Source organism: Pseudomonas sp. AMR01 (assembly GCF_041946035.1).
GTDB lineage: Bacteria > Pseudomonadota > Gammaproteobacteria > Pseudomonadales > Pseudomonadaceae > Aquipseudomonas > Aquipseudomonas antarctica_B.
This window is the reverse complement of sequence record NZ_JAUTYR010000019.1, coordinates 43,562-56,360: the sequence shown is the minus strand read 5'-3', so window position 1 is coordinate 56,360 and position 12,799 is coordinate 43,562. Positions and strand designations below refer to the sequence as shown.

The 12,799-nt window shown below is 60.7% G+C and carries 11 protein-coding genes and 1 pseudogene; 8 read left to right on the top strand and 4 right to left on the bottom strand.

Annotated elements, in window-relative coordinates; all coding sequences use genetic code 11:
• Positions 1-614 precede the first annotated feature (614 nt).
• The 4 genes and pseudogenes from Q7C20_RS17490 (at position 615) to Q7C20_RS17475 (ending at position 4,160) form a co-directional block, all read left to right on the top strand.
• Positions 615-2,044: pseudogene (locus Q7C20_RS17490) on the top strand (IS1182 family transposase).
• A gap of 659 nt (positions 2,045-2,703) precedes the next feature.
• Entirely contained in the window at positions 2,704-2,997 is a 294-nt protein-coding gene (locus tag Q7C20_RS17485; RefSeq protein WP_375069043.1) for a fructose-bisphosphate aldolase, read from the top strand.
• Positions 2,998-3,243: 246 nt separating this feature from the next.
• Positions 3,244-3,735, top strand: a complete 492-nt coding sequence (locus Q7C20_RS17480) for a GNAT family N-acetyltransferase (RefSeq protein ID WP_375069042.1) — start codon at positions 3,244-3,246, stop codon at positions 3,733-3,735.
• Positions 3,735-4,160 carry a GNAT family N-acetyltransferase gene (locus Q7C20_RS17475; RefSeq protein WP_375069041.1) on the top strand — a complete coding sequence of 142 codons (426 nt, stop codon included), beginning with the start codon at positions 3,735-3,737 and terminating at the stop codon, positions 4,158-4,160. The genes Q7C20_RS17480 and Q7C20_RS17475 overlap by 1 nt, the downstream gene beginning before the upstream one ends.
• Here the strand turns inward: Q7C20_RS17475 and Q7C20_RS17470 are convergent.
• On the bottom strand, positions 4,147-4,680 hold the full coding sequence (locus Q7C20_RS17470; RefSeq protein WP_375069040.1) for a GNAT family N-acetyltransferase: 534 nt from the start codon (positions 4,678-4,680) through the stop codon (positions 4,147-4,149). The genes Q7C20_RS17475 and Q7C20_RS17470 overlap by 14 nt on opposite strands.
• Before the next feature lie 305 nt (positions 4,681-4,985).
• The gene (locus tag Q7C20_RS17465; protein WP_375069039.1) at positions 4,986-6,185 is read right to left on the bottom strand and encodes a TPM domain-containing protein; all 1,200 of its coding nucleotides are present in this window, start codon (positions 6,183-6,185) and stop codon (positions 4,986-4,988) included.
• Between the two features lie 126 nt (positions 6,186-6,311).
• On the opposite strand from Q7C20_RS17465, the gene Q7C20_RS17460 reads away from it, so the two are divergent.
• Both Q7C20_RS17460 and Q7C20_RS17455 read left to right on the top strand, forming a co-directional pair.
• Positions 6,312-7,127 (top strand): alpha/beta fold hydrolase, encoded by an 816-nt coding sequence (locus Q7C20_RS17460; protein WP_375069038.1) that lies wholly within the window; start codon positions 6,312-6,314, stop codon positions 7,125-7,127.
• Positions 7,117-8,250, top strand: a complete 1,134-nt coding sequence (locus tag Q7C20_RS17455; RefSeq protein WP_348060949.1) for a PAS domain-containing sensor histidine kinase — start codon at positions 7,117-7,119, stop codon at positions 8,248-8,250. Before Q7C20_RS17460 ends, Q7C20_RS17455 begins: the two co-directional genes overlap by 11 nt.
• 219 nt (positions 8,251-8,469) lie before the next feature.
• Here the strand turns inward: Q7C20_RS17455 and dapF are convergent, their stop codons facing one another.
• Positions 8,470-9,273 carry a diaminopimelate epimerase gene (gene dapF, locus Q7C20_RS17450; RefSeq protein ID WP_375069037.1) on the bottom strand — a complete coding sequence of 268 codons (804 nt, stop codon included), beginning with the start codon at positions 9,271-9,273 and terminating at the stop codon, positions 8,470-8,472.
• Between the two features lie 109 nt (positions 9,274-9,382).
• On the opposite strand from dapF, the gene Q7C20_RS17445 reads away from it, so the two are divergent.
• A complete protein-coding gene (locus Q7C20_RS17445; RefSeq protein ID WP_375069035.1) occupies positions 9,383-10,411 on the top strand; it encodes an alginate lyase family protein in 1,029 nt (342 codons plus the stop codon).
• Positions 10,412-10,452: 41 nt separating this feature from the next.
• Entirely contained in the window at positions 10,453-10,962 is a 510-nt protein-coding gene (locus tag Q7C20_RS17440; protein WP_375069033.1) for an AAA family ATPase, read from the top strand.
• 209 nt (positions 10,963-11,171) lie between these two features.
• On the opposite strand, the gene Q7C20_RS17435 is transcribed toward Q7C20_RS17440, so the two are convergent.
• Positions 11,172-12,770, bottom strand: coding sequence for a murein L,D-transpeptidase (locus Q7C20_RS17435; RefSeq protein WP_375069031.1), 1,599 nt, complete (start codon positions 12,768-12,770; stop codon positions 11,172-11,174).
• Positions 12,771-12,799: the final 29 nt, after the last annotated feature.

Genomic DNA, 12,799 nt, shown 5'->3' with positions numbered 1-12,799 from the left:
ACTGGCAGTTTTTGGCCCAGAGTGTGTAAAAACAGCAAGGGGTTCACTTTTAGGTTCTTCACCTGCCGGAAATCTATAAGCCTCGTGTCCCCGCACTCATACCGTATTGACGTTAACAGCTGCGCCGATAGTGCCTCCGGAAACAGATACGATGTATTCGGCCGCTCGTTGGCAAAGGGTGGCGTGCGATGAACGGATTACGAGGGTAAGAGGCATGAGCGAGAGCGGGTCAATGTCGATACGTTCTCCTGATGTGCCGCGAAGCGACAATGTCAGTTCCGTCCATTGGCGATCATCTGAACCTGCGCAGTCACCGTCAGAGTCAACATCACATCCGGTTCCCCATAGATGTTCAGCAATGCAATAGAAGGCCGGCAATGGTCTTTCTGGCGTGATTTGAATGGAATAGCAAGTAGACATGATTTGTTGGCCGCGCCTATCTGTCAGGAGGAGAAAGGGTATCTCGGAGCCTGGGGCTGAGCAATCAGAGTCGCTGCCCTCAGACCATCTATATATAGGCATCCATTGGTGTCTGCGATTACCCCGGCGTATGTAGAAACGACTCCGTGATCCCTTGCTGTGATTGCTGAGGATTTTATCGCGGGGGATTGCCTATGAAGCGCTTTATCCAAGGTGAACACCGATGCCAAGGCACCTTACTTCCCGAAAGCCTCGACGACTACGTCAGCGATACCAATCCGGTACGCGTAGTTGACGTCTTCGTCGACGAACTCAACTTGGTCAATCTAGGTTTTGAACGTGCCATTCCAGCCGATACTGGACGGCCGGCTTACCACCCCATGATCCTGCTAAAGATCTACATCTACGGCTATCTCAACCGCATTCAGTCGAACCGGCGGCTGGAACGAGAAGCTCAACGCAACGTCGAGCTGATGTGGTTGACCGGGCGTTTGATGCCGGATTTCAAGACCTTCGCCAACTTCCGAAAAGACAACAGCAAGTCCATCCGAAGCGTCTGTCGCCAGTTCGTTATGCTGTGTCTGCAGTTGGGACTGTTTGGAGAACACCTGGTCGCCATTGATGGCAGTAACTTCAAAGCAGTCAACAACCGCGACCGCAATTTCACCAGCGCCAAACTGAAGCGGCGCATGGAAGAAATTGAATCGAGTATCAACCGTTACCTGGTGGCACTCGATGCTGCCGATCGGCAAGAACCCACAGCTTCCGAGCCCAGTGCCGTGCGGCTGGAAGAGAAATCGCCAAGCTCAAAACTCAAATGAAGGAGCTTCAAGCGATCGAAATCCAGCTCAATGAATCGCCGGATAAACAGGTCTCACTGACCGATCCAGACGCCCGTTCCATGATGACGCGCGGCACAGGAATCGTCGGCTACAACGTGCAGACAGCGGTCGATACTCAGCACCATTTGATCGTTGCACATAAGGTGACCAACGTCGGTTCCGACCGCGATCAACTCAGCTTGATGGCCAAACAGGCCCGCGAGGCGATAGCCTCAGAAACGTTGTCGGTGGTGGCGGACCGAGGTTATTTCAAAAGCGAACAAATCCTGGCTTGTCACGATGCCGGCATCACAGCCTATGTGCCCAAACCGATGACCTCTGGAGCCAAGGCTGACGGGCGTTTCAATAACGATGCCTTCGTCTATGACACGGCAAAAAACGAATACATTTGCCCGGCTGGGGAGGCGCTGATCTTGCACTACTCCTACGTTGAAAAAGGCCTGAAGTTGCATCGTTACTGGAGTTCGAAATGCCAGGGCTGCGCGTTGAAATTGCAGTGCACACCGAGCACGGAACGACGAGTTCGACGCTGGGAGCACGAAGCCGTATTGGAGGAGATGCAGCTTCGGCTGAGCAAAGCACCAGAGATGATGCGAGTCCGAAAACGAACGGTTGAGCATCCCTTCGGGACGCTCAAGCAATGGATGGGTGCGACGCACTTCCTGACCCGAAAGCTGGCCTTGGTGAGCGCGGAGATGAGCTTGAATGTGCTCGCCTACAACTTGAAGCGGGTCATGAAAATTCTCGGTATCAGCAGTTTAATGAAGGCACTGTCGGCCTGAAGAGGTCTTTATTTTGACCACCCAGCAAGGTAGAAGCGACGCAGGGGGCTCCCAGGCCCAAGTGATGATCCGCAGGACTTGTTGTGAGCAATTACTCAGCTAACAGCCTTCGGCGTTTCGAGCCGACAGTGTACAAATGCGTTTTTACACACTCTGGGCCGTTTGCTGCCGTTCACGCTCGACTGCTCTCAGCTATCTACGCCTCGTTGCTAGCAAAGAGCGACCGCTTTAATTCCAATCATGGCCCACAACCCTGCTGATAAACGCTATTCGCACAACCGACCGAGTCGAACACAAATTGATGAGCCAGCTTTGTGAATCCAGCCAAAATCGCCTGAAAGGGGGATAGAAAATTTGCCAGTTGGGTTTGATACATCCTCTCGGTTGCACCCCAGCTAACCACCCCTTATAGTTCGGCCCGTCGCTAGCCTCGGCCAACGACAGGGTTTCGCAGCCCTAAAACGATTCACACCAACACCGTCAGACATGCCCCAGCCGGCTCCCGGTTGCCGAATGTTTTATGGCGGTTGTGCGTGGGAGACCTTCGGGTCTGCCGGGTTTTGGTGTAAATCGTCCGGTCTGCGAACCCGCGCACAGCTGCCACCCAATCTGTTTCGCAGCAGAGCCGGTGGTAAATCTTTTTCTTGAGGATTTACACCATGACTACCGATCACCCGCCCCGCCGCTTCACCCCCATGTCCCAATCCGCAACCGACTACCCCGTCCTGCTCATCGACGCCGACGCCCCGCTCAGCGAACTCCACGCTTGCGCCGGCGAGCGCCTTAATGCCGCCCTGGCCTACTTGAACCTGATGGCCTGTTCCAACGTCTCCGACTATGCCGAGCACGACATCAATACCGTCGCCAATACCGCTCGGATCATGGTCCAGGATGTGGCGGATATCTTTACGGTGGTTGAGCGGCGGGGGTTTGATTCGCCTGCTGTGGCTTGATGTGATGTGAGCTGTGAGAAAACCCGCTTCGGCGGGTTTTCTGGTTTTTGGTTGGCTGGGAATTGGGGGGTGAGCGAAGGTTTGGGGTGCCTGGGCTGCCGTCATCGCTGCCTCGCCAAGGCTCGAGAGCTCCCACATTTTGATTTTTGCTCACCGTTGAAAGGGGGTGATCGCCGTAAGCGCTGTGGCGGTGTTCTCGACGGGTGCCTATCATGTGGCTTTCGCTCAACGCCTCAGGAAATACCCATGCCCGCCCTCACCTTTCGCAACGCCCTCCCCGCTGACGCTGCGCGTTGTTTTGAGATTGAAACCACCGCCTACGAAGGCGACGAAGCGGCGACGCTGGAGAAGATTGCCACGCGCATTGCGCTGTATCCGGAGGGGTTTCTGATTCTGGAGGCAGATGGCGCGGTGGTGGGGTTTATCAATTGTGGTTGCGCCTATGACGTGGTGATGTCGGACGAGGCGTTCAAGGAGTTGGTGGGGCATTCGCCCGAGGCGCCGAATGTGGTGATTATGTCGGTGGTGGTTGACCCGGCGCATCAGGGCAAGGGGTACGCCAGGGCACTGATGACTGAGTTTGTGCAGCGTATGTGCGATTTGGGCAAGCACACGATTCATTTGATGTGCAAGGAACAGCATGTGGAGTTGTATGCGCGCATGGGCTATGCGTATGTGAAGCCGTCGCCGTCGGATCATGGCGGGATGGCGTGGCATGAAATGGTGATGGTGCTCTGATGGCGGCGCCGCTTGTTGAGGTCAGCGACCAACCCAACGCGGAGGCCGAGCGTATTCTTGGCGACGGGCTGGCGGCGTTTAATGAGGCTGTTACGGGTTACAACGACCGGCGCCTGTTGACGGTGTTGATCCGGGATCCTGTTACTCAGGAAATCCTCGGTGGCATTACCGGCAAAACCACGCTGGGCATGGCGTTTCTTGACCTGTTTCACTTGCCCGAGGCCCTGCGTGGTTCGGGGCTTGGCAGCCAGTTGCTGCACGCTTTTGAAGACGAGGCCCGGCGTCGGGGTTGCGCGAATGCGGTGCTGTATACCCTGAGTTTTCAGGCGCCGGGGTTTTACGAGAAGCACGGTTGGGTGCGGTTTGGCGAGGTGCCGTGCGAACCCGAGGGCAGCAGCCGGGTGTTTCTGTCTAAGCGGTTGTGAGGTTGAGGGCTTTGCCGAACAATCGGTTTGCATGGGTTTCGCCCTGGAAGGTGTAGGTTGGCTCACCCAACACTTCGTACCCACGCCGAGGGTAAAACCCCAGCGCGCGGTCATTGCCTACCCACACGGTCGCCCATAACAGCGAGGCACCGCCCAACGCCGCGCGCTGTTCCGCCGCTTGCAGCAGTTGGTAGCCAACGCCTTGGCCGGTGAAGCGTTCCTGGATGTACAGGCGTTGCAGCTCGGCAGCGTTGGGGGTTTCGATCATTGGGTGAGGCGCGTTGAGTTTGATCTGGGCGAAGCCGATGAGGTGGCCATTCGACTCGGCCACTGTCAGCGAGACGTTCGGCTGGGCGAGCAAGTGGGCGATGGTGTTTGGGGCGAAGGCTTGCAGTGCTTCGGTGGCAATGGAGGTGCGAATGCCTTGGGTGGCGTAGGTGTCGAGGAACACTTGCATGCCCAGCACGCCGATGCACAGGGCGTCCTCGGCGGTGGCGGGACGGATGAGGATTGCAGACATTGAGCCTCCGTACTCAAGGGGGGTGAAGCACGATGTTTTAGCACGAATGGGGTGGGGTTGGTGTGGTGTTCAGGCCTGCTCAGATTTTTTGTGGCGAGCGGTTTTGTTATGCCGAGCGGGCTTGTTGTGGCGAGCGGGCTTGCCCCGCGTTGGGTGGCGAAGCCGCCCCAAATCCTAAGCACACATTCCGTCTGAAGAAACGCGGCGTCTGGGTTAGGGCCGCTGCGCAGCCCAACGCGGGGCAAGCCCGCTCGCCACAACAAGCCCCCGGCAGCAACGGCGGGCACAATAACCCTGAAGACTCCTCACCAACTCCCCGAAGCCCCGCCACCACCGCTGGAGCCGCCGCCCCCGGACGAGCTGCCGCTGGAGCTTGAGCTGGAACTACTGGAACTCGACCCGCCGCCCGAACCTGAGCTTGCATCGGAAATGCTCATGACAAACACAATGAACGCCACGATTGAGGCCGCCGGTATCGCGATGACCCAGCCCTGGTAACCGTGCCCCAGCAGCATGCCCACGCCCGTATACACCGCCGCCACCACCAGCACGCGCAGGATGAAGAAGCGCGGTTTTTTCTTCCAGGACTGGCGGATAACCAAGAATAACCCCACGTACAACGCCAGCACCAAGGCGCAGCCAAACGGCCATGCCAGCCAACGGACGAGGTTGACCTCGACAAAATGGCTCGCCACCAGCACGGCGACGAGGTACGCCAGCATCGCCACCACACTGTAAAACACCGCGGGCGCCAGCCACAGTGCACCAAAGGTGGCGCCGCCGACCAGTATCGTCAGCGGCATCACCAGCAAAAACAGCAACCAGTCAGCACCGCCGCCAAAAATCGCCAGCAGCACGGTGACCGCCGCTACGGCAAGCAGCGCCCGGCGCCACTGCAGTTTGCCGGCGGCGATGAGCACACCGCCGATGGCGCCTGCGATTAACGCGAGCACTACCGCGATAATCTGCGGGTTAACCTGCGGCGCGGCTCGCGGTGGCAGGTCGCCGCCGTCTACCAGCACGGTCAGGTCGTCGACGGCGTGTTGCACGCCACCTGCGTAGTCGCCCTGGCGAAACGCCGGGGTGATGTGTTCTTCAATGATGCGATGGGCCAACAGGTCGGTGACGGTGCCTTCCAGGCCATAACCCACTTCGATGCGCACCTTGCGGTCTTCTTTGACCACCACCAGCAGGATGCCGTCGTCGACGTCTTTGCGCCCCAGTTTCCAGGCGCGGAACACGGTGTTGGCATAGTCCTCGATGCTCGCGCCGCCGGTGGTGGGCACCAGCAACACGGCGACTTGCGCGCCTTTGCGCTGTTCCAGCGCGGCGAGTTGGCTTTTAAGACGAGTGGTGATGGCGGCGTCGAGGGTGTTGGTGAGGTCGATGACCCGCTGGTCGAGGGCGACGCCGATGGGCGAAGGGTCCGCCTGGGCTGTGCCCAACAGGCTGATTACCACCAGCGCCACCAGACTCAAGACGGATTGCCGCAAAATCGCCATCATGCTTTGCTACCTGAAGTTTCTTCCTGAAGGCGCCGACTTTACCTTATGGACGTATAACACGTGACCCCACGGCGCTGACTATCTAAACTGCCGCACACATAGCAAAGCGCCATAACCGAGAAGTCCATGAGCCTGAAACACCGCAACAATGTCAGCATACTGGGCAACGGCACCTCGACCCTGGTGTTTTCCCACGGTTTCGGCTGCAGCCAGGCCATGTGGAATTACCTGGCGCCGCAGTTTGTCGACCGCTTTCGCGTGGTCATGTATGACCTGGTGGGCGCCGGGCTGTCGGACCTCAGTGCGTTCGACAAGGCCAAATACGACAGCCTGGAAGGCTACGCTTGTGATTTGAACGAGCTGATCGATGAATTTGCTATTGGCCCGGTGATTCTGGTGAGCCACTCGGTCAGCTCAATGATCGCCACCCTCGCCGACCGTCTGGCCCCCGGGCGCATTGCGGCTCATGTGATGATCGGCCCGTCACCGCGCTATATCGATGACGCAGGCTATGTGGGCGGCTTCAAGCGCAGCGACATCGACGATTTGCTCGACACCCTCGACAGCAATTACCTCGGCTGGTCCAGCGCCATGGCCCCGGCCATCATGGGCGCGCCGGGGCAACCGGCGTTGAGCGAAGAACTCACCGAGAGCTTTTGCCGCACCGAACCGGACATCGCCAAGCAGTTTGCCCACGTCACCTTTATGTCGGACAACCGCCAGGACGTGATCGGCCTGACCACGCCGGTGCTGATCCTGCAATCGAGCGACGACCTGATCGCCCCGGTGGTCGTGGGCGAATACCTGCACAGCGTGTTGCCCAACAGCACCTATTGCCTGGTGGACAACGTCGGCCATTGCCCGCACATGAGTGCGCCGCAAGCCTGCGCCGAGGCCATGGAAGTCTTTTTGGCTCCGTGGGCGGTGGCCCATGTCGGCTGACCTGTTCGAGAGCGCCGCCTGCGCTCTGGCCGTCACGGCCGAAGACGGCACGATCCTGCAAGTCAATACACGCTTCAGCGACTGGCTGGGGTTCTGCAGCGCGGAGCTGTGCAGCCTGCGCTTTCAGGACTTGTTGACCATGGGCGGGCGGATTTTCCACCAGACGCACCTGGCGCCGATGTTGCGCATGCGCGGCAGCGTCACCGAAGTGAAGCTCGACATGCTGCACCGCGACGGGCACAAGGTGACCGTGCTGCTCAACGGCATCAAGCGCGTGACCGCCGACGCCGTGGTGTATGACCTGGCGCTGTTCGGCACCACCGACCGCGACAAGTACGAGCGCGAGCTGCTCAACGCACGCAAACTGGCCGAAGCCTTGTTGCAGGAAAAAACCGCAACTGAACGGGCGCTGCAGCAAGCCCAGGCCGAGTTGAGCGAGGCCTATGCCATCGCCCAGCGCCGCGCACTGTTTGCCGAGCAGATGGTGGCGATTGTCAGCCATGATTTGAAGAACCCGCTGACCGCCATTCGCATGGCGTCGGATTTTCTCGGCCGTGGCGAGCGCACGGCCAAGGAGCGCCAGCTGCTGGGGCATATCGGCCAGTCGTCTGAGCGCGCGCAGCGCATGATCGACGACTTGCTGGACTTCACCCAGGCCCGGGTCGGCCAGGGCATCACCATCAAGACCGCACCGTTGGACTTGCACGACGTGATCCACCGCGCCGTGGATGAACTGCGCGTAGCGTTCCCCAAAGCCACGCTGGAGCACATCGCCGAAGGGCGTGGCGTGGCGTGCCTGGATGCCGACCGTGTGCAGCAGATCATCGGCAACCTGGTGGCCAACAGCGTCGCGTATGGCGACCTGCAACAGCCGATCACCATCACCTCGCGCATTGACGACAATGGCTGCGAAGTCTCGGTGCACAACTACGGCGCGGCGATTCCCGAGCCGCTGATGGCGGTATTGTTCGAGCCGATGACCCGTGGCACCGACCATGGCAGCGAAGTGCGCAGCGTGGGCCTTGGCCTGTACATCGTGTGCGAACTGGCCAAAGTACACGGCGGCGATGTGGCGGTGAGTTCCTGCACAGCAAAGGGCACAACGTTCACCGTGACGTTCTAGTTTACTTTCAATGTTTTTGCACACTCTGTGGCGAGCGGGCTTGCCCCGCGTTGGGTTGCGAAGCAGCCCTAAAACCAGCGACCGAAGAGTGCCTGACTCACCGCATTCAACCTTTTGGGGGCTGCTTCGCACCCCAACGCGGGGCAAGCCCGCTCGCCACAGTGACAACTACAGCCAAAGCTACAGTGTTCGCCCTTGACGAGCGGGTATCAAAAAGCCTTAGTTCAAATACGCCGTGCCCTGCATCACCGGCTCCACGCTGCCAGTCAGCACCACCCCGCCGCTGCCGTCCCACTTCACCGTCAGCGTGCCGCCGTCGCAGTGCACCTCAACGGTATCATCGAGCAAACCGCGCCGAATCCCGTTGACCACCGCGCCGCAGCAGCACGAACCGGACCCCAGCGGCACTCCCCCGCCGCGTTCCCAGATGCGCAGGCGAATGTGGCCTCGGTCGAGTACCTGCACGAAATGCACATTGGTCTGGGCCGGGAACAGCGGGTGAGTTTCCAGTGCTGGACCTGCCGCCGCCACGTCGATGGCGTCTACGTCGTCCACAAAAAACGTGAGGTGCGGGTTGCCCATGCTGCACGCCGCCGGGTTGCCGTCGATGGGCAATGAGCAGGTGTCCATCGCCTGCGCCAGGGGTACGGCCGCCCAGCCCAGCAACGGCGCGCCCATATCCACCGACACCCGCCGCCCGGATTCGCGCGTGCAGGTCAGCAGGCCGCGGTCGGTGCGCAGCACGATGGCGTCGCTGCCAGTCTCGAACATCAACCGGTCGGCGACGCCTCGGGTGGCGCTGCCGCAGGCGTGCAGAGGCGTGCCGTTGGGGTTCCAGAATTTGATGCGGGCGGCGGCGTCTTCGCAGTCGAGTATCACCGCCAGTTGGTTGAAGCCGATGCCGGTGTGGCGGTCGCCGAGTTGGCGGGCGATTTGGCGGGTGATCGGGTCGCTCTGGCCACGGCGGTCGATGATGATGAAATCGTCGCCATGGGCGTGCATCTTCACGAACGGCAAGGTCATGGACACTCCTGTTGTCGAAACTGAATAGACGCTTGAGCATACGGCAGTTTCATCCAGACGGTTTCGGCTGCGTGCTAGCGTGGCGCGATCCTGTTCACCCGAGTCGCCCATGAAAACAGCCACCTTTGTATTGTCCGCCGTGTTCGCGGCGTTTTCCCACGCAGCGCTGGCGGCCGACGTGTGCCAGCCGGTCGCGTCAAACCCGTCCAGCACAGCCCTGCTCGCCGCCGCCCAACGCCACTTGGGCGACCCGCCCCAGCCGTTGGCGCATCTGCACACGGAGGGCACGTTGCCGAACCACGGCATCCGCGAGCAGAGCATCGCCGCCGAAAAAGACTGGCCGGTGATGCGTCAGGCGGCGCTGGCGTGGCGGTTGAGCGGTGACCCGCGCTATCTCAAGCAAGTCGACACTTACCTGGCCGCGTGGGCGGATGTGTATCAGCCGGACTTCAACCCGATTGATGAAACCAACCTGGATATGTTGATCAATGCGTATGCGCTCACCGCCGATCACCTGCGCCTGGAAACCCGGGACGCGAGCCGTCGTTTGATCCGTACATTGGGCAATGGCTATATCGCCCATATCCAGCAATTCAACGGGCAGAAAAAAGGCACGCAAACCAATAACTGGCAGAGCCATCGCGTCAAGCTGGTGACCGTCGCGGCGGCGGCACTCGGTGACCGGGCGATGCTTGAGCAGGCCCATCAACTGTTCAAACAGCAGATCGCCGACAACGTGCTGCCCGATGGCTCGGTGACCGACTTTCAAGACCGCGATGCCTTGCATTACGTGGTTTACGACTTGGAGCCGCTGGTGCAGGCGGCGCTGGCGGCCAAGCCCTACGGCGGCGACTGGCTGAACCTCACCGCCAACGGCGCCTCGCTGCGCGCCGCACTCGACTGGCTGGTGCCCTACGCGACTGGGCAGCGCAGCCATCAGGAGTTCGTGCACACCCATGTGCAGTTCGACAAAGACCGCGCCGGTGTGGGCGAAGCCGGGTACAGCGGCACCTGGCAACCCAAAAGCAGCGCCACGCTGTTTTGGCTGGCGGCGCAATTGGACGCGCGTTACCTGCCAGTGGCCAAGCAGTTGGCGGCTCACCCGGCAGACTGGATCAGTGCCTGCTATTTGAAATAAGTGCCGCTAGACTGGCGTGCTAACCTTTCAAAGGATTGACGATGCTCATCGTATTCAGCGGCCTGCCCGGCACCGGCAAAACCACAATCGCCCGCGAATTGGCGCAACGCACAGGCGCGGTTTACCTGCGCATCGACGTGATCGAGCAGGCGCTACGGGATGCCGGTGTATTGGCGGGGGATGTTGGCGCCAGTGGGTACGCGGTGGCGAATGCACTTGCGCTGAGTAATTTGCGCTTGGGGCAGAAGGTGATTGCGGACTGCGTGAATCCAGTCAGGGAGAGCCGGGAGGCATGGAAGGCTACCGCTGCCATGGCGGGTGTTGAATGTCTGGATATTCAGGTGGTTTGCTCTGATCGACTGGAGCATCAGCGCCGTGTAGAAGCACGCACAGGGGATATTCCCGGGCTGAAGCCGCCAGGTTGGCAATCCGTGTTTGCCCATGAGTACGAAGTGTGGGACAAGCCGCCACTGACAATCGACACCTCCCTGAAAACGCCAGCCCAGTCGCTGGAAATTCTCCTGGCACGGCTCAACCCTCTGCCAACCTGACTTGCTGTGGTGAGCGGATCTGTCGTGGTAAGCAGGCCTGTTGTGGCGAGCGGGCTTGCCCCGCGTTGGGTGGCGAAGCCGCCCCAAACCCTAAGCACACATTCCAACTGAAGAAACGCAGCGCCTGGGTTAGGGCCGCTTCGCAGCCCAACGCGGGGCAAGCCCGCTCGCCACAACAAGCTCACTTGCCATCGAAGGGAGTGTGCGGCTTACAGCACACTTCCCATCGCTTTTATCAGCACCAAATCCCGGGCGTAAATATCCGGGGCGTATACCAGCCCGCCGTCGCGGTTGACTTCCACCGTCCAGTAACCCAGCAGCACCGGCACCGGGGTGGCCAACCTAAATTCGTGGGTGACACCGGTGGCGAGCAATTCGTCGGTGCGGGTGCGTTCGGCCGGGCTTACCAGCAGGTCGCGCAGCAACAGCGGCTGCTCAACCCTCACGCAACCGGAGCTGAACGCGCGCGGGCCTTTGGTAAACAGCGGCTGGCTGGGTGTGTCGTGCAGGTACACCGAGTAGGGGTTGGGGAAACGCATCACGATCTTGCCCAGCGGGTTGCGCGGGCCGGCTTCCTGGCGCAGCAGGATGTTGCCGGGGTGCGCCCAGTCGATTTGCTCGGGGGCCAGCGGGCGGCCTTCGGGGTCGAGCACTTGCAGGTTTTGCTGGCGCAGGTATTCGGGGTTGAGGCGGATGGCCGGGAGTTTGTCCTCGCGCATGATGGTCGGCGGAATGGTCCAGGTCGGGTTGAGCGTCAGCCGGGTGATGCGTGACTTAAGCAGCGGCGTCTGGCGCTCGGCACGGCCGACTTGCAGGCGGGTCTGCCACACCGGAATGCCGCTCTGATAAACGCTCAGTTGCGCGGCGGCAACGTTGACCAGCACGCCTTCCGGCTCCAGGTCCTGGGCCAGCCAGCGGAAGCGTTCAAGGTTGATGCGCAGCTGTTCGCGGCGCACCGTCGGGCTGATATTCAGTTCAGCCACGGTGCCCGCGCCAATAACGCCGTCAGCTTGCAACGAGTGGCTAAGCTGGAACGCCTTGACCGCCTTGACCAGCTCGTCGCGGTATTGCCTGCCGCCGCCAGCCGGCGCCTTGTCCAGGTAGCCGCCGCTGACCAGGCGTCGCGCCAGTTCCGGCACGCGCGGGTCTTCCATGCCGGGCCGCAGCAACGGGCCAGTCGCGACCGGGTCCCAATGCGGCAACGGCTGCAGGCGCACGCTGGAATAGGCATTGCGCAAACTGCGATAGAGGTCGGCACTGGGACGCGCCTGTTCAAAGGCTTGGGCCATGTCCTGCATACCGACGGCGGCAAAGGCCAGCACCTCGGTATTGGGGTCGCGGGTGGGCGGTTGGGAATGCCACAGCGGTTCAAAGCGCGATTGCTGCAAGCGTCCGAAGTGCAAATCCTGCAGGGCTTGCAGGTACTGGCGGCTCACGTCGATATCGCTGCACAGCACGTTGGCCGTGGCATCCGGCGCAGGCAGGCTATAGTGGGTAGGGTCCAGCCCGTCGTCGGCCAATAACTGCAACTGGGCTTGCAAGGCCTGGCGGCGATCGTCGGCGGACCACAGCGGCACATCACCTTGTAGCTGGTAGAAGGCTTGCAAGCGCGATTGGGCGACTGCGTCGATGTGTGGGGCCAGGCTTGGGCAAACGCTGAGCAATTGCCCAAGGGCCTGCTGCACCGGGCTAATGGCGACAAGCGGCACAGCCTCCATGGGCTGCTCGGTCGGCAACTCATCGGCTGTCGCGACCAGTGGTGCAACGAGCAGGCAAAGGCTCAAGTAACATGCGTGTTTTTTGAACAATTAGCTCTGCTCCAATCCACAGCGGGGGA

Excerpts from the sequence above, each read along its gene's own strand:
- Q7C20_RS17485 (WP_375069043.1), top strand. The coding sequence starts at position 2,704 with ATGACTACCGATCACCCGCCCCGCCGCTTCACCCCCATGTCCCAATCC.
- dapF (WP_375069037.1), bottom strand. The coding sequence starts at position 9,273 with ATGACCTTGCCGTTCGTGAAGATGCACGCCCATGGCGACGATTTCATC.
- Q7C20_RS17465 (WP_375069039.1), bottom strand. The coding sequence starts at position 6,185 with ATGATGGCGATTTTGCGGCAATCCGTCTTGAGTCTGGTGGCGCTGGTG.
- Q7C20_RS17470 (WP_375069040.1), bottom strand. The coding sequence starts at position 4,680 with ATGTCTGCAATCCTCATCCGTCCCGCCACCGCCGAGGACGCCCTGTGC.
- Q7C20_RS17455 (WP_348060949.1), top strand. The coding sequence starts at position 7,117 with ATGTCGGCTGACCTGTTCGAGAGCGCCGCCTGCGCTCTGGCCGTCACG.
- Q7C20_RS17475 (WP_375069041.1), top strand. The coding sequence starts at position 3,735 with ATGGCGGCGCCGCTTGTTGAGGTCAGCGACCAACCCAACGCGGAGGCC.
- Q7C20_RS17480 (WP_375069042.1), top strand. The coding sequence starts at position 3,244 with ATGCCCGCCCTCACCTTTCGCAACGCCCTCCCCGCTGACGCTGCGCGT.
- Q7C20_RS17445 (WP_375069035.1), top strand. The coding sequence starts at position 9,383 with ATGAAAACAGCCACCTTTGTATTGTCCGCCGTGTTCGCGGCGTTTTCC.
- Q7C20_RS17440 (WP_375069033.1), top strand. The coding sequence starts at position 10,453 with ATGCTCATCGTATTCAGCGGCCTGCCCGGCACCGGCAAAACCACAATC.
- Q7C20_RS17460 (WP_375069038.1), top strand. The coding sequence starts at position 6,312 with ATGAGCCTGAAACACCGCAACAATGTCAGCATACTGGGCAACGGCACC.